General features: G+C 56.4%; 13 protein-coding genes and 4 pseudogenes. 3 read left to right on the top strand and 14 right to left on the bottom strand.

The window, feature by feature from the left end; genetic code table 11:
* Positions 1-11: 11 nt before the first annotated feature.
* Entirely contained in the window at positions 12-959 is a 948-nt protein-coding gene (locus tag RHIBR816_RS36765) for an IS630 family transposase (RefSeq protein ID WP_245262781.1), read from the bottom strand.
* 211 nt (positions 960-1,170) lie between these two features.
* Here RHIBR816_RS36765 and RHIBR816_RS39110 point away from each other — a divergent pair.
* Positions 1,171-1,272: pseudogene (locus RHIBR816_RS39110) on the top strand (amidinotransferase); the annotation flags it as partial.
* An 812-nt stretch (positions 1,273-2,084) separates the two neighbouring features.
* Here RHIBR816_RS39110 and RHIBR816_RS0131035 read toward each other — a convergent pair.
* On the bottom strand, positions 2,085-3,167 hold the full coding sequence (locus tag RHIBR816_RS0131035) for an ISAs1 family transposase (protein WP_026187636.1): 1,083 nt from the start codon (positions 3,165-3,167) through the stop codon (positions 2,085-2,087).
* A gap of 1,703 nt (positions 3,168-4,870) precedes the next feature.
* Between RHIBR816_RS0131035 and RHIBR816_RS36760 the strand changes: the two genes are divergently transcribed.
* Positions 4,871-5,569: a response regulator transcription factor gene (locus RHIBR816_RS36760; protein WP_084811369.1), complete on the top strand. Its 699-nt coding sequence runs from the start codon at positions 4,871-4,873 to the stop codon at positions 5,567-5,569.
* Positions 5,570-5,920: 351 nt separating this feature from the next.
* Here RHIBR816_RS36760 and RHIBR816_RS0131020 read toward each other — a convergent pair whose 3' ends face one another.
* From RHIBR816_RS0131020 to RHIBR816_RS34895, 10 genes and pseudogenes are all read right to left on the bottom strand, one after another.
* The gene (locus tag RHIBR816_RS0131020; protein WP_018240482.1) at positions 5,921-6,880 is read right to left on the bottom strand and encodes an HAD-IIA family hydrolase; all 960 of its coding nucleotides are present in this window, start codon (positions 6,878-6,880) and stop codon (positions 5,921-5,923) included.
* A complete protein-coding gene (locus RHIBR816_RS0131015; protein ID WP_198294196.1) occupies positions 6,870-7,847 on the bottom strand; it encodes a phosphoserine aminotransferase in 978 nt (325 codons plus the stop codon). The genes RHIBR816_RS0131020 and RHIBR816_RS0131015 overlap by 11 nt, the downstream gene beginning before the upstream one ends.
* 302 nt (positions 7,848-8,149) lie before the next feature.
* The gene (locus RHIBR816_RS0131010) at positions 8,150-9,172 is read right to left on the bottom strand and encodes a hypothetical protein (protein WP_018240480.1); all 1,023 of its coding nucleotides are present in this window, start codon (positions 9,170-9,172) and stop codon (positions 8,150-8,152) included.
* Between the two features lie 18 nt (positions 9,173-9,190).
* A complete protein-coding gene (locus tag RHIBR816_RS0131005; protein WP_052522772.1) occupies positions 9,191-9,997 on the bottom strand; it encodes an SDR family NAD(P)-dependent oxidoreductase in 807 nt (268 codons plus the stop codon).
* A gap of 49 nt (positions 9,998-10,046) precedes the next feature.
* Positions 10,047-11,255 (bottom strand): family 3 encapsulin nanocompartment shell protein, encoded by a 1,209-nt coding sequence (locus RHIBR816_RS0131000; protein ID WP_018240478.1) that lies wholly within the window; start codon positions 11,253-11,255, stop codon positions 10,047-10,049.
* Between the two features lie 27 nt (positions 11,256-11,282).
* The gene (locus RHIBR816_RS0130995) at positions 11,283-12,047 is read right to left on the bottom strand and encodes an SDR family oxidoreductase (RefSeq protein WP_018240477.1); all 765 of its coding nucleotides are present in this window, start codon (positions 12,045-12,047) and stop codon (positions 11,283-11,285) included.
* A gap of 190 nt (positions 12,048-12,237) precedes the next feature.
* Positions 12,238-12,485, bottom strand: a pseudogene (locus RHIBR816_RS36755) (IS3 family transposase); the annotation flags it as partial.
* Between the two features lie 176 nt (positions 12,486-12,661).
* The gene (locus tag RHIBR816_RS38725) at positions 12,662-12,889 is read right to left on the bottom strand and encodes a hypothetical protein (protein WP_245262806.1); all 228 of its coding nucleotides are present in this window, start codon (positions 12,887-12,889) and stop codon (positions 12,662-12,664) included.
* Entirely contained in the window at positions 12,823-13,224 is a 402-nt protein-coding gene (locus RHIBR816_RS38720; protein ID WP_245262780.1) for a TetR/AcrR family transcriptional regulator, read from the bottom strand. The genes RHIBR816_RS38725 and RHIBR816_RS38720 overlap by 67 nt, the downstream gene beginning before the upstream one ends.
* A 261-nt stretch (positions 13,225-13,485) precedes the next feature.
* The gene (locus RHIBR816_RS34895; protein ID WP_052522771.1) at positions 13,486-15,093 is read right to left on the bottom strand and encodes a carbamoyltransferase C-terminal domain-containing protein; all 1,608 of its coding nucleotides are present in this window, start codon (positions 15,091-15,093) and stop codon (positions 13,486-13,488) included.
* 1,257 nt (positions 15,094-16,350) lie between these two features.
* Between RHIBR816_RS34895 and RHIBR816_RS38140 the strand changes: the two are divergent.
* Positions 16,351-16,684, top strand: a pseudogene (locus tag RHIBR816_RS38140) (transposase); the annotation flags it as partial.
* 56 nt (positions 16,685-16,740) lie between these two features.
* Here RHIBR816_RS38140 and RHIBR816_RS38135 read toward each other — a convergent pair.
* Together RHIBR816_RS38135 and RHIBR816_RS34890 are read right to left on the bottom strand one after the other, a co-directional pair.
* Positions 16,741-17,097, bottom strand: a complete 357-nt coding sequence (locus RHIBR816_RS38135; protein ID WP_018240473.1) for a hypothetical protein — start codon at positions 17,095-17,097, stop codon at positions 16,741-16,743.
* A gap of 65 nt (positions 17,098-17,162) precedes the next feature.
* Positions 17,163-17,965 (bottom strand): annotated as a pseudogene (locus RHIBR816_RS34890) (arginine deiminase-related protein).
* Between the last annotated feature and the right edge of the window lie 449 nt (positions 17,966-18,414).

The following is an 18,414-nucleotide window of genomic DNA, read 5'->3' as shown; positions in this document are numbered from 1 at the left end:
GCGGAATCCGATCACGCTGCATCATAGCCTGCGGCTGCGAAATAGTTGCGGCATTCGTCTGGGGTGAAGAGTTGGAGTAGTCGCCCGATTGTTGTCCAGAGGCTCTCGATGGATCGTTCGGCGGCTTTTCTCAGCAGGGCTTTGAGCTTTGAGAATGCGTTTTCGATCGGGTTGAAATCGGGGCTATACGGCGGGAGGTACTCTAGCTTCGCACCAACGCTTTCGATCATTTCGCGAACCCTTGGCCCTTTGTGGCTGGAGAGATTGTCCATAACGACCACGTCACGGGGGCGCAGCTCGGGCAGCAGCACCTTCTCGACGTAAGTCTCGAACGAAAGGCGGTTGATGGGCCTGTCGATGACAAAGGGGGCGATGAAGCCGCGCACCGTCAGTGCGCCTATGAAGGTTGTCGTTTTCCAGTGACCATGAGGGACGCTGATCCGCAAGCGTTCTCCTATGCGGCATCGACCGTAGCGGCGCGCCATGTTGGTGGAAGCCCAGGTCTCATCGATAAAAACGAGACGTTCCGGATCAAGGTCAAGTTGGCCGTCGAACCAGTCTTGCCGCCGCTTCAGGATGTCAGGTCGGTTTTGCTCCGAGGCATGCGCACTCTTTTTTTGCGCGTGATGTTGTGCCGCTTGAAGAAACGCTGGATCGTCCCGAAGCCGAAGAAGAGACCCCGATCCGCCAGACTGCTGGCGTACCTCTTCCAAGGTAGCGTCCTTCTCCGGGCCCAAGGCTTCGACGATAACACTCATATGTGCATCGATCCGACCCGAGCGACGATCGCCGCCAAGAGCTTTGGGCCGGGCGTCGCCCTGTTCTCGCTCACGACTGCGCCAGCGGCTGATACTGGCAGCGCTCACACCAAAACGTGCCGCTGCAGCTCGGTGCGACAGGCCCTGCGCGACCGCCGCCAAAACCCGAACCCGCAAATCCATCGATAAAGCCTTCGACATGGTCCGCCGCCTCCACACGGCGGACGTCTATGAATCAGACCAAAACTGATTTGCATAGCCAAAACGATTCAATCAGATCGGGTTCCGCTCTAAATGGAGTTTCTTCCTCGGGTGACACCCATTAGGGATGAACCAAGTTCCAGTTCCGGGATTTGGAGAATTGCATCTGAATCTTTCAAACTCATCCGTCTACACTTGCAGATGAACCCGTGGGCGGGACACCTTCGACCACATCGGCCGTGTCGCTTATGCGATGCGCTGCGATCGCACCAACCACCTCGCGCTCGATCGGTTCTGCACGCACTTCAACTTTTAGCCGATGGTCTTTGATGCCGTGGTCGCATCGATAAGTTGCAAGAATTAAAATTAACAGATCAACTGATTGTAAGGTGGAAACGATTCGGGGGGCACGAGGAACACCGGCATCAAAATCTTTGGTGCCCGACAGCCAACTCCCTTCGTTGCCAAAGAGCGATCCATTGTAATTAGGACCTGAGGATTATGTCCGGAACTTGGGGCGAACGGCTGGACAAACATTTCGGTGCTTTGCGTGCGGCGCGCGAAGCTGCTGGCTTACCCGTGTTTGCGCTCGAACACGGCCTCGATGTTTCGGAGGTCTCGAATCTAACTAACTATCTTCACGGGCAACTTCAGAATAACGGAAGGCCTAGCCGCGACTGGCTCGCCTGGGTCGTCTATGGTGCTGAACTCGGATACGATTATGACGGCCAAGAATATTGGGCCAGTTTCGAAAACCGCACTCCGCTTTGGACTTGGCGCGCAGATCGCAGGCTGTTGCGAAGCTGGTTCGCTAATTTTCACCGTACATACCGTGGTTTTCGTCCCCAGGGAAACTGGGCAAAATGGTTTTCAATTATTTCATGGCCTGTCACGCACGCAATCCTTCCAAAGGACCTGCAGACGCAACTGGCTTCGTCGCTGTACCAATTGCGCTTCGGTGTAGCGGCGCGGATAAAAGAGGAGCCCGCCTCCATCGGGCGCTATATCGCCGCGCGAGGGGAGGGGAGTTCCCGCTTTCGCAACTTCCTTCAACAGGAGGAATTGGTTGGCCGCATCGCCGTTGCCCTTCTCGGCGGGGGAGAGTTGTCCTCCCAAGGGGCAGGGCTATCGCATATGGGCGAGAGCGTTGACGAGATAGTCGTCGTTCCATGCGCATTTCTTGATGCGATGGCTGATGGGGGTTTTGTCGACATCGATGCGCTGCAGGATGTTGCGGGCGATACGGGTGATGATTGCGAGATTGGCTGGAGCATTGTCTTTGCGCGCCCGGCTGAGGTCTTCGTGGAGATGAACGTCGAGCATCCAGTGCAAGCCATTTTCGACCTGCCAATGGGCGCGCGTTATGGCGAGCGCCTGCTTGGGCGTGAGCAGGGTGGAGGTCATGAACAGGCGCGTCAGCGGCTTGCCTTGGTCGCGTTTGGAGGTGATGCGCAGGAAGGCGGCATGGCCAACCATGAGCGGTTTGGGCGTCGGCACCACCTCGGCCCTTCGCCACTCGTTGCGGCCATGGCTAAGCTTGCTGTGCTCGGCCGTTGCCGGCTCGACCGCCGCCAGGATCTCGCGCGCCTTCTGGCGCCAGTGGCGGCGATTTCCCTTCAGGGCGAGCACATAGTTTCCGCCCTGATCGACGATGGCTTGCGCCATGCGGCGGTGACAGTGAAGCGCGTCGGCAGTGACGATTTTGTCCGTGAGATCAAGCAGTTCCACGACCTTGATCGCCGCCTCGATCTCGTTCTCCTCGCTGTTCGGTGTCGCCGCTGCCAGGCACAGGCGCGCCTCGGCGGCAAAGGCTGAGACCGTCAACGGCGGACTGGCCGCCTGACCGCGTTCATAGGCGCGCCGCAACGTCTTGCCGTCAAGTGCCACGACATGGCCTGCCCCAATTTCCATCTCGGCAAGCGCTTGGCTGAAGCCCGCCGCAAACACCGCGAAGGCCCGCGCAAAAGCGTCTGGATCCATCAGGCGTAACAGCCGCGAGAAGGTGTCGTGACTGGGCGCGCTGTCATAGTCGATCAGTTGCGACAGGGCAGACTTGCGGTTCTCGGCGAACAGCGCGAACTCCGTCGCCGTCGTCGCCCCACACAGGCTCGCCGCCACCATCATCACGACAAGGTCGCCCAGCCGATGGGAGGCATTGCGGGCACGTGGGTCAGGCAGCGCCCCGAAACAACTTTCAAGACAGGGAATGGCAGCTCTCCTCTAACGAACTGCCAATCCAAAGAATCCCGCTACCCTCAAAATGCAACCAAAAAATTCAAATGCGATTCCCCTGCCCCAAGGGGCGATCCCACCCGCAACACTCGAGCGCATAGTAAGAGACCTCGAGAAAAGGCAGAGTGCAAAGGCCTGGTTGGGTGACACCAGGAAGGTTGTGGAACGAGCGCGTATCCAAGGGCTCGGCCGGTACAGCGGACTTTTTGCCGCTGAGCCCAAGTTCACGACGACATCTGATAAGGAATGGCGGCCTTTCCTTCAGCCTTCGCTATCCTTTCAGCGGGTGACCGGCGGAGAATGGGTCGCCATCGCTCAGTTTCCCTCTTTTAGACCGCTTGTCGATCTTTCAGAGGGGATTGGACGCTTCCTGCGCACAACCCGCTGTTTCATTTCCGGAGTGGACGGCTTCCTCCCTGCAGGGTGGCTGCTTTCGGAAGGCCAACGCCGGGTTCTGACAGCTTGGCCGGATCCTGCCCACCCCCTAGTGAGGTTTGAAAAAGCCAACAGCACCCTCGATAAATTGCTGCAGTCGGACGCCCGGATTACCGGCGGTCCGCTCTGGCTTTTCGAGATCGCATTTGATGGTAAAGCGCGAGAAGTTAAGAGCCTGCGGGTGCAAGCTGGAAGGCGATACTCGTAATCTCGAGCAAAACGATCAATGATCTGCCATTCAGTCCAGAAGCGACAGTTCGATGCGAAGGCTGCTTCGGAAAGGAAATGGCCGTTCCCGTTCACCTTTCAGATGAGAATTTTCGGGAGTTGCGATCTGCCGGTCTTCAAGTCAGGCGAACGGTTTCGATTTGGCCGGCTGGATTGCCTGTCCGCCGGCAGCACCGGACGGTCTGTCCGATGGCTTTCGAAAGCTTCGAGCGCATCACAGAACTCCTTCCCCACTTCATCGAGCAAGCCTACAACAAACGCTGGCTCCATTCAGCGCTCGACTACTTGAGCCCCAAACAGTACGAGGATCAACACATCCGGCAGACTGGCAAATCAGCAGTGCCTGATCCTTGTCCACCCTAAGGGGCGCACTCCAAGCGGGGGTGGTCTTTTGATTAATCTATTGCTGCAGTTTGGCAAACCAAGCAGTAACTGCCGTCAAGGCCGTCGTTTTCTCTGATACAAACAATTCCTCGTTTCAACGGGTTCAAGTCGGCCATGGCAGGAGTGTTGACATTCCTCTGGCGATGTCGGGTATCCGACACCGCTACAAGTTCACTATCTTCTTGTTTCAAAGGCATATCTTTTTCTGGCACGCTGGATGCATAAGGCTATCCGAACCGAAGTGCGAAAACGGAGACTTGTCCTATGATCACTCTGTCCAAAAATGCAGCTAGCGACGTGAAGATAGCGCTCTCGTGTGCCGCCGAGTCGGCCGAAGTTCGTGCGCCTTTGTCGAGAAGAGGCCGCTCCGGCCTCAAATGGATTCGGCAATCATCTTGTGACGAAGGCGCGGTTTTGAGCCGCGTCTGACCGAGTCCAAGGTTAGTGTGGAGATCTATCCGATCGGGCAATCCGACAGGTACGCCGAGCGCGGCTTGCCGGCCGCCCGCCAAGGACCAAGTCGGACAGAGCGCCTCTAAAAGGGCACAAAGACGCCGAGTGGCGAGTGGCAACTACACAATCCATAACGGAACAGCCGCATGCGCGATCTAGATTAACGACGGATATCTAAGATGAGGCATGAGATAAGGTACAAGATCGTCCTCGGAGGGGAGATCGACTATGTAAATTTGCTGAAACATATTGTGGAAAATGAGGGAATTACCGCTATAGTCGCTAGAAACCCTGAAGAAGTGGTTATGCTTGCCGAAACTGAAAAGCCCAATTTGATCGTCCTGAGCGACTTCGGTAGCCATATGTCGGCAATGCTTGCGCGCGATGAAGTTTTCATAAGTATACGCAAATGTAGTGCGCCAGTTTTAGTTTTACTAACCGCGCAGGGTGCAGAAGTGCATGCGGACAAGACGGAATGCCTAGTTAAGCCATTTTCGCCCGCCGAGTTCGTAGCAAGATTGCGCCGTCTCCTTCGTCCTCCTCGAGAAGGCCGCTCAAACGTGCTCGGTTTCGCTGACATTGTCATGGACCTTGACGCGTATCGCGTCTATAGGCACAGGCGCTGTATACATCTAAGTCCCATCGAATATCGCCTCCTTCGGCACCTCCTGGCAAGTCCTCGTAGAGTATTTGCGCGCGGTGAGCTGTTGGCCGCTGCCTGGGACCGCAACGTACATGTTGAATTACGCACTATCGATGTTCACATGAGTCGCTTGCGCAAAGCATTAAGTAGGTTCGGTGAGCCTAATTATATTCGTACGGTTCGAAGCGCTGGGTATTCGCTCGATACGGAAGACGTCGAGGCAGCCATTGGTTGACTTAAGCTTTGTGAAAAGGGTTAACTTGAAATGCTTTAGCAAGCGCGTCGAATTCATTAATATCGAGTAACTTGGCATCGCATCCTCGCTTACTACCGAACGCCTGGAGTGCGCAGAGCGTGCTCGCGACGCGAAGACGGATCTGTCAAAGATCTGCGAAAGTTGGGGGTATCCGCGAGGCGCTGGAAACGCAGATCGTAGGACAGGATGCGGGAAAGAAAGATTTGTTGAGCGTTTTTGGCATTATGATCTGCCGAAGGTTAGTCGTGGCACATCTCTCATCATCACAAGTCTTTCGCCGAAACAGTCAAAACGATTATTGCCACTTCCCTCGTAGCCGTGCTGCCGCGTTCAACCGCTGCCGCCAAGACCAGCCTTGTCCGCTCCGCGCTTCTTGCTCCAAGCTGCCCAAACCTGATCTGTTGTACTGGGATGCATCGCCGTTCGAAGGTGTGGAAACAAACTGCCGTCGAAAATCTGGTCGAGGTTCTTTGCGACATAATCGGGAGCGCCGTTCTCGTCTAGACGCAACTCGCCGCAGTTGTTGAGGCCCGTGGTTACGAGAAGTGCGTCGAGCCCGGCAGCCTTTGCGCCCTTGATATCAGTATCAACCTGATCGCCGACCATCAAAAGACGGTCGGTACCGGCCCGAGCAATGCACTCTTCGAAAATCGCTCTTCCTGGCTTGCCCATAAACTCTACTGAGATTGGAGGAGCACCGAAGGGCGAAAGTCCTGCCTGAAGCATTGGAGCTATTATACTTGGTCCAAAGACGAGCGAGCCGTTCTTGCTGGGATAAATGACGTCCGCGTTTGCCGCTATCATACGGGGCATTTCGCCCGTCTCGATCAGTGTGCGTCGAAAGGTCGACAGGATGTGATCGGCAGCCCGTTTAAAATCGAAACCCTCGTCATCCATCACTACGAGTGTGTCGAATGTCTCGGCCGTGTCAGCGCAATGAAGATTTGGATGCTTGCCGAAGATGTCATGCGCAGCGTGTGCACTGCCCACATAGGAAACTAGCCGCCCGGCCGCCAGCTCTTCGAGTACGCGATGTCGCGCAACACCTCCCGCGGACACGATACGGTCGACCGCCGGAATCGGAAGACCCGCGCCGCGGAGGCGTGCGAATATCGTTTCATCCGATCCACTGCTGATATTCGTCACGATGTAATATGGCTGGCCGGACAAATTGAGTCGAGCCAAGATATCAGCAGCGCCGGGGAGGGCTTCATTTTCGCTGATCAGGACCCCCGTCGCGTCGAAAAGTATCGCATCATAGCAATCTGCCAGTTGAGTATCATTGGTCATGATATGAGCCCTGAACAAACCCACTGTCACGCACGACTATCGCTTCGCGTGGTATGCTGGCCTCGCACGTCTCGCTATAGGCCCAGGCCAGCCACTCGCATAAAATCGCCAAATCATCCGCCTCGACCGTAGGCCCCGCCCATATCCGAAATCCCGGTGGCGCGTCACCGTAGCTCCAGATGTCAAAAGCCGCGCCTTCGGCTTCCAGTAGACGGATCATCCCCGCAACGATTTTACCGTCCTCTTTCTCGCCGGCAGCGAGTTGCTCTCGTACAAGCCGAAGAGTAATTGAACAGTTGGAGCGTGCTGCCGGATTGGTGCAAATCCAATCAATCCAAGGAGTAGAGTTCACCCAGTCGGCCATCACAGCATAGTTATTGGCAACCCTGTTCAGAAGCGCGGGTAATCCGCCGCACGCTTCGGCCCAGTCGAGCGCAGAGTGGATATCCTCGACGGCGAACATGCTGGGGGTCGCGATCGTCCGGCCGCCAAAGAACGCTTGGTTCACAGATCCGTCGGGGCTGTGTAGTCTCATGAGCCTGGCTACAGGCTTACGTCCGCCGGCTTTCAGCCGCGCCTGGGCTCGAGGCGAGAGCGCGATCATGCCATGGCCGCCTTCGCCGCCAAGCGCCTTCTGCCATGACCAGCATAGAACATCGATCCGATCGAAGTCGATGTGCCTCGTAAAAGCTGCCGAGACGGCATCTGCGATCACAAGCCCGGCACGGTCAGGAACAATCCAGTCAAGATCCGGTGGACAAACGCCGCTGCTGGTGCCGTTTAGCACCAGAACGATGTCGTGATTGGGGTCGGTCCTGCTAGTTTTCGGAAAATCGCCGTAAGCACAAATGTGCCGCTTTTGGGGGGCAAGCCCCAACGTATCGATCTCATTTGCCCAATACTGCGAGAAGCTGTCTGACAAGAATGTCTCGATGGGAAACGGACCGAGTAGATTTTGTAAGGCCATGCTGCAGGCCCCAGTGCCCGAACCCGGCACGATTCCGCAGAGCCAGCTATCAGGCAGCTCTAGCAAAGAGCCCATGCGCCTGATTATCTCTCCCAGCCTTTCTGTTCCCTCGGAGCTCCGGTGACTTCGTCCAACATAGCGCAGCATAGTTGGGTGCACGCTCCAACCGGGATGTTTACGGCAAGGGCCTGATGAAAACCGCGGATCGGACGGGAGGACCGATGGTTTCACAACCGCATTTGGTAGAGCCATGGCTTCCTCCAAATTGGGAAAAAAGGGCACCGAAACAGAGATATCTTCGATCAGGCGATGTCCTGGGCCATCAGCGCCGATAGTTTTTCATTGGCGAAACTCATCCGTTCATCGGCGCGGAGGTCCGAAAGGCGCCTGATAATCGCCGCGTCAGCCAATGCCCCGCCTTCACGTAGCTTTTGAACATAGGACGGATGGATAAAGTTTGAGCCCGCGAATTGATATGCCGCGCTGCTGCCCCACCCATATTGTTTGCGAAGCGGTTCAAAGTGACGCAGGACGTGCTCGAGGAGCACCCGTTCCTTGGATGTTTCGAGGTGAGCGAGAAGCGGTAAGAGTTGCTCACTAGCTGTATTTCCTGCCCCGCGGCCCATGCCGCCCATGGTGCAGTCTATCCAGGTAGCTCCCGCCATCGCGGCGGCCACTGAATTGACCAATGCAAATCCGCGGTTGTCATGGCCGTGGAATCCAATGTCAGGCTCAATTCGACCCGCAAATCGGCCAACAAATTCTTGAACGCGAGTCGGCTTCATAGAGCCAAAGGAATCGGCAATATAAAGCACGTCGATGTTGTCGATTTGTGTTACCTCTTTCAGGCACATCTCAACTTCTGCAGCATTTGCTGCATCGATCTGCATGAGATTCAAAAACACTCGGAAGCCCCTGTGAGACAACTCAGCGCAAATGTTCCGGCAGGCAGCCAAGTTGCTGTAATGCGCCGCCACGCGGACGGTCGTGATATGCCCTGGCACTAGTCCTTCTGTCAGGCGGATCACGGCAAGGGGTATAGGCAGTTCGCTCGCAAGCACATCCTTGGCATCGATCATCACGCATGCCTTGACCAGAAGACCAGCAGCCACCTGTTCGGCCTTAGAACTCGTCACACTGGCGAAATATCCGTGGCTCTCAGGCTTTCCGGCGAGCCCTAACTCGACCATGCGCACTGGGAGAGTGTTGATGGTAGCAACATAGTCCGACACCAGTTCCGGCGCGAAATCCCAACCTGTGTAATAGCCACCGTCGCGCAAGGTGCAGTCTAGGAAGTTCACTTCATCTGGTATTGTGCTTAACATGCCCAGCCTCCTCCTGCATCAGCTCGCGGCGTAGCCCCCATCGACATAGAGAATCTCGCCTGTTACGAACGATGCGGCTGGGCTGGCGAGGAAAATGTAAGGCCCGAAATACTCGGACAAATTGCCGCGGCGTCGCATCGGAGTGAGTTCCATTGCGCGGCGCTGATAAGGGCTATCGAGATTAGGATGCACCCCATCCATGAAGTTGTTGATGAATCCAGGTGCGACGGCGTTTACACGAATATCCTTATTGGCCCATTCTACCGCCATTGTGCGCGTTAGTTGATTGACGCCACCCTTACTTGCAGCATAGACAGTCAGGCCCGGTATGCCGAGCGAACTGGCGACCGAGGAAGTCATGATGATGCTTCCGCCGCCTTGATCCAGCATTGCTTGGGCGGCAAACTTGGCACAATAGTAGTAGCCACGTAGATTGGTATCGACAACTTCGTCCCATTCCGGCTCTTCATATGAATGCGCTGGCTTAATGATGTCAATACCTGCGTTGCAGACCATCACATCGATCTGCCCAAACCAGTCGACCGTGCCACTGATCAGTGCCTTGCAATCGTCGTGCGACCGTACATCAGCGCGGATTGCTGTCACGTTGATTCCTTGGCCCGCAAGTTCGGCCTCTGCTTCGGCCAGCTCTTCGATATTGTGCGAGGAAAGGACAACCTTCGCACCCAACCGTCCAAAGCAGGTGGCGAGCGACTTCCCTAGGCCGCGGCTTGAGCCTGAAATGCAGACTACCTTGCCATCAATTCCGAAGAGCTCCTGGTATCCCTCTGCACCAACTGCAGAATTACGAGTTGTATCAGGCATGATAGTTTACCCACTCCAGCTATGATTTTCGCTTTAGTTCAGGTCAAGGTCAGCGTTCAGCAGGCAAGATCAGCATGATGCAAATCGCAAGAGCGGCAATGCCCCGACACCAAGGTAAATACCTTGGAAAGGACCGACGCTGTTTTGAAGATAGTCCGCCCGTGAATTTCCCAAAGGTTGTGCCGAACCCTAGCAAGACAGTGGCGATCGCGAATATGCTCGTGGCGTTTTCAGGCATGGCCTTGCTGATGGCGGCTGGAATCAAGCCATAGACTGCATAGAAGGTCAGACCGAAGCAAACTGCCGCCAATTGTAGCATGAACGCATTGTTTTGAAGCGCGATGACCGCGCCACCCGCCATGAGCACACCATAGTAGAAGAAGACATTGCGATGCTCCTCCGTTGTCCCAATCAGGCGGATTTCGAACTTCACAACTGCAATCGACAGCTTCACAAGGCGCTCCTTGAATGAAGCTTCAATCCGGTAAATTCGGTTTCCATCCGTCGCTTTGCCGGCTTCTCCAATCTTCACCGTGGCGCAAGCTGCCTCGAAAAGACGCGTGCCAAGGTCAAACTCGCCCTCAATGCCTTGGTTTCCGGGCGCAAGCCGAGTACGAGTGATGCGAGTTCCACTTAATTCAAGCTTTCGGACAGTATCCGAGGTCTGCACCAGTGTCCTGCAATCGCGAGGTTTGAGGAGCATACCTCCCCCGGCCGCCCCTTGCTCCACCGTGTTGAAGGCCTCGAGAGCGCAGATACGCGGATGCCTCGAGACCCGCTCCACGTTAGTAATGCTGGGCATGTTGAGGAGTCCATGAGGCCTGCTCAGAAGGGAGTGGTTCTCAGCTGTAAAGGGCCGCGGCACCAGCCGTGTGGCAACAAATGAAGGTAGCGCTCCCGTATCGCTCAACATCGCCTCGTGCGCGCCAATCCAGGCGCATGTGGGATAGAGATTAACCGGTTCGGCATAACCAAAGGCGCGTTGGAACTCAGGAAGCGCGTCGACTCCCTCAACTGCGTCAACCACCTCTTCAGAATTCATTTCATAGCAGTAACCCGGCTCGCGCTGTGAAAGATCGACTACTTTGAATTGATCGCGAACTATCGGGCGCGGCGTCGGCCGGTTGGCGGAGTAATTTTCAAGCGTCAGAAGACTAAAGGGGAGAGTGACTTCCTGCTCAAAACGATCGCGAATACACGCATGTGCGATTGACCGGCCGAGATCGATGACGGTTCTGTTTGCGTGGGCTTCGTTCATGCGACGGCTCCTGGTGCGACGAATTGTTCAGACGGTTGCACTTAGCCCACCATCGATGACGATCAGGGCGCCGCTGACATAGGCCGCGCGGGCGCTGGCCAAGAATGCAGCAACTGCTGCGAATTCCGGGGGATCGCCAAGGCGTCGGGCCGGGGTCCTATCTTCGAGCGCACGGATGGCTTCTGCGTGGTCGCCGAGGCGATTGGCTTCGTGAATCGCGGTGCTGTGTGCTCCAGGAGCGAGCACGTTTACGGTGATGCTCTCCCCCGACAATTCTTGTACGAGCGTGTGGCAGTAGGGCACTAGCCCTGCTCGTGCGACACCCGACAGCGCGAAATGTACCGGGGTCCGTACAATAGTCTCGGAAGCGAGCATTAATATTCGCCCCGCCCGCGAGCGGCGCAGATACGGCAAGGCCGCCGAAACTAGATTTATCGAAGGTAAAAGCACTCGGTCAAACGCATCGTCAAAATCCTTGGGCGTCATGGTCGAGGGTGGCCCGGCAGCAACGCCGCCGCAATTCGTCACCAAGATGTCGATACACCGAAAATGCTCTGCTGTCTTGGCAACCCAAGCTGCTACATCCGCGCAGTCAGTTACATCGGTCGCGCGCGCCAGCACTTCCGCGCCTGTGCTGCGCAACCGATCCGCCGCTCTTTCTAGCCGCCGCGGATCCCGCCCACAGATGGACAGGCGGCAGCCTTCGTTCGCTAACTCCCCAGCTGTGGCGAAACCTAAGCCGCTGGAGGCGGCCGCGACCATCGCCACCTTGCCGTCAAGCCCTAAATCCATTTTTTACCCCTAATTGCCATCACCACCACGCTTCTTGGCACCGTTGCAGACAGCCAAGCATGTGCCGTGCCAAACGAATAAGTCTCTGAAAACGGTAGCATAGCCCTGCTGCTTCGGTTGGCTATAGCGGTGCATGATGATGACACAAATGTACGAAAGCCGACGTAACTCCGCCGTCCTTCCGACAGGCGACCGGTCGCCAGAACAGGTCGACGACAGCCGCAACGTAGAGCCATCCTTCGGCGGTCCAGATGTAGGTGAAGTCGGCCACCCATTTCTGGTTCGGGGCCGAAGCCTCGAAGGCGCGGTCGAGGAGATTGTCTGACGCCGCCGCTCGCACGCCCAATCCTTCGGCAGCCCACAGCGGCGCGGGCGAGCCCGCAGTTCGTTCTCGCGCATGAGCCTCTCGACACGATGCAGACCGCAGGAGAGACCCTTCGTACCGTCGACGCGTCATTTTTTCCCCTCCTGAGGCGGCTGAAAGACGCCAGACTTCAGCCCTCAACTCCGTTTTCGGGTTCGTACTCTAACACTTGGCTTCCGGTATGCCGCTCTGGTGGGCGGCGAGATGAGAGCGAAATATAATAGTGAGCTGTCTTTCGGCCTCGGTACCATCAGCGGGGGATCAAAACCCGGTGGCAAAAGGCCGGAAGCGTTCCGTAAAGCGCAGCAGTCAGGGTCTGAGCGACCAAGCTCGGATTGGCGAAACGGCCATCGCCGATGGTGGACAGCATCGCCTCGATTGCCCTTGCACTCCGCCGAGCCGCCAACTCGATCAACTCGCGGGCGTCGAGTTCCATGGCGATGCGATAGAGGGCGGGGGAGACCTGGGCTTGCGCCATCTTCGCCTGAAATAGGCCTTCACAACGGTCTCGGCGATCATCTCTTTCGTAGCGCATGGGTTTTCGACACACGCTTTCTCTATGGCGCCTGCCAGCATCGCGAGGTGTCGCTCCAGCACCGCGAAGAGCAAGGCCTGCTTGTTCGGGAAATACTGGTACAGTGTCCCTACCGAAACGCCTGCACGGCGCGCCACGCGCGCGGTGTTCAGGCGAATCAGACCATCGCTCAACAAAACCTGAATGGTCGCCTCGAAAATAGCGTCCACGGTGGCGATGGCTAGGCCCTGACGCGGTGATTTCCGGGGGGGTAGCGGTGGCAGAGAGCCGTTTCCCATAATCCCAATGCACCGCAGCGGTACCTTGATGAGATCGCAAGAGCCGTCCTGTTTTTCGCCTCCGATGAATCCACCTGCGTGACAGGCAGCGAATTGTGCGGTCGACGATGGCTAGGCCCAGATCTGACAGGACTCCCGGCGCTCTTCGTGAGCGCCGGTTTGCATGCTGCCGCACGTCGCCGATTTATGAGTTCACGGCGTAAACTAAGGGCCCACGCAAGAAGGGTTGGGAGCACTGGCGGACGGATACGTTCTCCTCCGCTACACAATCTCTTTCTGTCGGTTCGGCGCCGTGGGGGGTGTCCCCTTGAAGAGATAAAAAGCATCATTGATAACAAATCCGTCGAGACCGGTGGCCCGGGCATAGGTCAGCAAATCGCTTGCACGATTAATGAAGCCGGTGCCATTGAAGTTTAGCGATGTGTTGCAAAGAACACCAACCCCGCTTTTTGCCTTGAACGAGGTAAGCAGTTGAAAGAGACGCGGGTTCTGTTCGCGAGAAACGGTCTGTGCCCGCGCTGTTCCATCGACATGCGTGACCGCCTTCAACCGGCTATCGAGAACCTTCTGGAAAAGAAGCATGTAGGGCGACGGGCGTGCTAAGTCGAAGTGGAGCGCAACATCCTGCTCCAGGCAAACCGGCGCGATCGGGCGGAAACCCTCCCGGTTTTTGATGCGATTTAAGCGCTCGTGGGTTGCGTTTGAGAAAGGCGCCGCGAGAATTGAGCGGTTGCCGAGCGCCCGCGGCCCGATTTCGCAATTCCCCTGTACCCAGCCGATCACCTTGTCGCTGAGCAAGGCCGAGGCCACTTGGCCGTATTCCAGTGGATGGACCTCGAGTTCGGTTCGGTCGATCTCGTCAAGAACGAAAGGCTGACCTGAATAGACGTTCCATTTGATTTTGGCATTGCCGGTGAAATGCCGCATCGCGTCGACTGCGGTCCCTATCGCTGAGCCTGAATCATTTGTGCACGGCGGAATGAAAACTTCCGGGAAAAGGTTTGTTTCGATCCATCGGCGGTTCCACTCGCAATTCAACCCGCACCCGCCGGCAATCAGCAGCGGGAACCCCTTTGTCAAGTTCTTCTTCGCAAAGGTGTGGAAGGAATCGAAGATGGCGTCCGAAACGCGCCTGGCGAGGTTGGTGAACTTCTGATGGGTTACGCCAATGTTGTAGTAGGGAGAATCCCGCAGATCCTCCTTGCTCAGCGAGAGCAGAATACTGTCGCGCGGAAGCAGGAACTCGATCAGCGCCTGCTCGTCCCGGTCAGGCGATCCGGGCTGCCCATAGGCGCAAAGCGCCATTAGCTTGCCGGGGTCTTCGTCGCGCAATTGTCCTTTGGGCAAGGTGAATTTCGGATCGGCAAGCGCATAAAGGAAAGCATATTTGTTGCCAGGGGTCGCCATCACTTTTCCCAAATGCGCAACCTGCAGGCGCTCACCGATTTCGTAGAAATCTGCGAGCACCCCTTCCCAGATCAGTGCATAACAGGGCATTCCGGTGGGGAATGGCGACATACCGTAGGAGCCCCAGAGATGGGAGCGCTCGTGCGTGGAGGAATAGAAGTGCACCCTCGTGCCGAAGATCGTCTTCTCGCCGACAACCTCCGACCCTGCGGCTATCCCGCGGTAGCCTGTGGCGACAGGACTGCCGTGCGCGAATCCCGTCTTCGACCACCCACCGATAGCGATTACATCTGGGATGGCGTCGAGGCAGCCAGCGGCATCGAGGAACGTAGTTGGGGTGAGGGGCGAATATCTGGGAAAGCTATCCTTCTCAGCCTCATATGAATAGACGAGCTCCGCTGATGATGCATCCAGTGCTGCAATCGCGCCATCATGCCCCGGTTTTAAAGACATTATCATCATGTATATTAAGCTCCTGCGAATGAAGGCTACCAACCTTGGATTGGGAGAAATTTAGGGTTTCAAGGCTCAAGTCACGCTCTTTCGCGCGCCTTTGATGCCTCAAGGAGGCAATTCAGGAATCTGCCGAGAGCGCGTCCAGTCGAAATAGGGTGACCCGAGATGAGCAGTGCGGCGAGCGAATTTGTAAGTATCGTTCGTCGTGCAGATAAAACTTTTGCAAAACCATCACGCGTTTCTCTGCCCAGTTAATTGCACGATACCGCGCTTCTTTCTTCATCCTACGAAGGGCATATTATGCGAAACTCTGCTCCTTCGGACGGGTGGAGAGAAAAACGAACTCCACGCTGCGAATGCTCTTGTAGCATACAATCTCATTATTAATAATAATTCCTCTTTTCGTATTTGTTAAATGATTGTGAATTGCCTTTTAGCATATGACACTTCACTTACATCAATTAACAGTTTGAAGTGTTGATGCGTGTGATTTGCGCGAGACCGGAGGCGACCTGGCCTCCGCGTCAAATCTTACGTCTCGGTCCGTTTTGCTGTGGCGGCTGGTTTAGCTACGACGCCATCTGTATGGCGCTGATTCCAAATGAAACGGTAGCCCCCTACTCGGATCCCCACATACTTCTTCCCGATCTGTCCACTGTGGGGAACGCCTGTAGCGCTCCACCGCAACCACCCCACTCCGACAGAAGTTTGACCTTTACCAGCCTTCTACGGGCAAACGTGCGCGCTGACCGTTCAAAGCCGCTTCGTAGGTTCAGTGCATCGTAGAAGGTCGCGAGGGAGATACCGACCTGTTACGGTGGTCCTTTGATGGACTTCTTCCGCACACATGCGGATGAGATCGGTCAGCGACAAATCGGCGAGCGCCGCGCGATGGCGCATCCGCCTCAGGTTAATCATGCGCAATGCAGCTACCGAGCATGGACTTCTGAAGCGGACCCGAGTCCCGACGTTCAGCGGGAATACGGACGGTCTTCTCAGGCGCTTGTATGGGGCTTCGCGGTGTCAGCAACGGCCGTTCCTAGTTTATACGTGCTTTCTCAGGGGCCCACTTGGATCTGGAGCAAACGCCGCGCCATTCGACTTAAGGCTATGCATTACATTGGCTTTGCAGCGCCGAGGCGTCGCCGAAACAATTCCGTAGCCCTTCCTTTGTTCGAAGTTGGACAGAATGTCGGAAGTCCATACAAAAGAATGGGGGGCCGTCCTGCGCGACGGACAAACGCCTGACCTGCCCTGGAAGGGTATCAGCGCCGCTTTGCCAACTTCCACGCCAAGATCGTGTCGATGTATACGCGCGCCATGAGCGTGCGCAAGATCCGCGGCCCTCCGGAGGAACTCTATGGCATCGACGTGTCGCCGGACCTGATCTCGGCCAACACCGACGCCGTCCCGGACGAAGTGGCCGGATGGCAGAACCGGCCGCTCGACATTTGCTACCCACTGGTATTCTTCGATGCCATCCGGGTCAAGATCAGGGACGAAGGCTTCGTCCGCAACACACCCATCTACGGCGCTCGGCATCCTGCCCGATGGAACCAAGGAGATTCTCGGCGTCTGGATCGAGCAGACCCAGGGGCGCCAAGCTCTGACTGCGCGTCAACGAGGGGCGGCATTGCAGCGGCCGGTCAAAGATCAGCAAGTCTGGGAGATGAAATGTAAGTCATGTTCACCTCCCGCGCCGTCACGGCGCACAATAGCCGTAGACAGAGAGCCTGAGCAGATCACGTGGATCGGTAGGCAGGTATCATGCTCGCGGGCACCGCCCGGCCCCGACCAGGTCCAGCGGTTGACGAAGGCGTCGATCATCGAAACCGGTACATCCATCGCCGCATAATCATCGATAATCGCACGCAGCAGAACTGCTTGGTCACGATCTCCTCTAGCAAAGTATCTCATGAAAACCCCCGCATCGTTGCCGATGCGGTCATCATGTCTGATTTGATTCAGGTGGTTCTCGCACTCCCTGAAACTTTGTGATTTGTGCAGCAAACCTGTTTTCCAATCTTGCAGGTACAGATCCGTAATTGTGAATGTTCGTAGCGGACGGACTGCTTCTAATCCCGGGGCGTGAGGTGCACGCCAGCGATCGTGCATCGCACGGAACCGCCGGCCCGCTCGATCGTAGGAATTGCTAGCGGCAGCAGCCGCGCGCTCTCGCCGATCATGTCAATCTGATCCGTCGTCAATGCCAATAAGGCGGTCGTCGACAGGGCCAAAATGCGCCCGTTCCCGCCCAGGAGCTCAATCGCATTGCCTGCAAACTTCTCAATCTGGGTATTGGTGAGCCCGATCACCCTGCGGCCGGCGCGTTCGAAGCGATTGATGATTTCGCGCCGCCTCCCTGGGTTAGTAATCATGTCGAGCCCGATCATGACGAAATCGGTCCCGACGCACATCAGCACGTTCGTATGATAGATATCGAACCCGCTGGGGTCCTTCGCCGAGAACACCATTGGCTCAAAACTGAACTGGGTACAAAACCTTTCAAGTGCAATTGGATGGGTGCGCTCGGATCTTACGGCATAGGCAACCCGATCGATATGATCGATCACCATCGAACCTGTACCTTCCAAGAAGAGCCCATCCGGCTCAAGACCAGAATAGTCGATTACCTCCCGTACTCTATATCGGGTCTTCAACATGTCAATAATATCGGTCCGGCGCTCACGCCGGCGGCTTAAGGCTTTCATCGGATAGATCGCCACGCAACCGCCAGCGTGGGTTGAAAACCAGTTGTTCGCAAACACTGAATCCGGAGCGTTGCTGCCGCAGTCTCAGTATTGACCGAGAAATGATGCGGACGGACCATAACCACCGCGGAAGGGGCCTGAACCGAGAATTCTAAACGTGCTGACATGGGGAGGCCTCCGATCGGGTTAGCGTGCGCGTTGGAACATGTCGTCGAGCGGGTCCTTGGTCGGCGATCATATCGACTGGCAGAAATCCGTTCCGGAAAGTCGCTCTCGCGTGCCACCTCGATCGCGAAGCCTACGCGTCGAACAGGGTGGGTTGTCGTATGTCGCCGATCCGGCGCGGTTCCGATCACGACTCTCCAGGGTTGCAGTTACATTTTTCGCGCTTCCGTAGACGTGGCGCTCTGCGGCGGATAGTGCGGCGCATCAGAATATACTTGTGCATTTCGGTCTTCCCGAGGCAATCGCCGCCGATCGTATTGATAGCGGACCGATTGAGTTGGCGGGCTTGTCGATGGTGCAGGAGTAATATGCCTGCTCGTTCCACGGCCGCTTGCGTGGACGCAGGAGACGACATTGAGCTGAAATCGCCGAGATTGCGAATGGTCTTTGC

Source organism: Ensifer sp. BR816, assembly GCF_000378985.1.
GTDB lineage: Bacteria > Pseudomonadota > Alphaproteobacteria > Rhizobiales > Rhizobiaceae > Sinorhizobium.
The sequence above is the reverse complement of the archived record's forward strand: the minus strand, read 5'-3'. Positions and strand labels throughout refer to the sequence as shown.

Bases quoted from the DNA above. Each gene is read 5' to 3' on its own strand.
- RHIBR816_RS0131005 (WP_052522772.1), bottom strand. From the start codon at position 9,997: ATGCCTGATACAACTCGTAATTCTGCAGTTGGTGCAGAGGGATACCAG.
- RHIBR816_RS0131000 (WP_018240478.1), bottom strand. From the start codon at position 11,255: ATGAACGAAGCCCACGCAAACAGAACCGTCATCGATCTCGGCCGGTCA.
- RHIBR816_RS0130995 (WP_018240477.1), bottom strand. From the start codon at position 12,047: ATGGATTTAGGGCTTGACGGCAAGGTGGCGATGGTCGCGGCCGCCTCC.
- RHIBR816_RS0131010 (WP_018240480.1), bottom strand. From the start codon at position 9,172: ATGTTAAGCACAATACCAGATGAAGTGAACTTCCTAGACTGCACCTTG.
- RHIBR816_RS38725 (WP_245262806.1), bottom strand. From the start codon at position 12,889: ATGGCGCAAGCCCAGGTCTCCCCCGCCCTCTATCGCATCGCCATGGAA.
- RHIBR816_RS38720 (WP_245262780.1), bottom strand. From the start codon at position 13,224: ATGGGAAACGGCTCTCTGCCACCGCTACCCCCCCGGAAATCACCGCGT.
- RHIBR816_RS36765 (WP_245262781.1), bottom strand. From the start codon at position 959: ATGTCGAAGGCTTTATCGATGGATTTGCGGGTTCGGGTTTTGGCGGCG.
- RHIBR816_RS34895 (WP_052522771.1), bottom strand. From the start codon at position 15,093: ATGATGATAATGTCTTTAAAACCGGGGCATGATGGCGCGATTGCAGCA.
- RHIBR816_RS0131020 (WP_018240482.1), bottom strand. From the start codon at position 6,880: ATGACCAATGATACTCAACTGGCAGATTGCTATGATGCGATACTTTTC.
- RHIBR816_RS0131015 (WP_198294196.1), bottom strand. From the start codon at position 7,847: ATGGCCTTACAAAATCTACTCGGTCCGTTTCCCATCGAGACATTCTTG.
- RHIBR816_RS36760 (WP_084811369.1), top strand. From the start codon at position 4,871: ATGAGGCATGAGATAAGGTACAAGATCGTCCTCGGAGGGGAGATCGAC.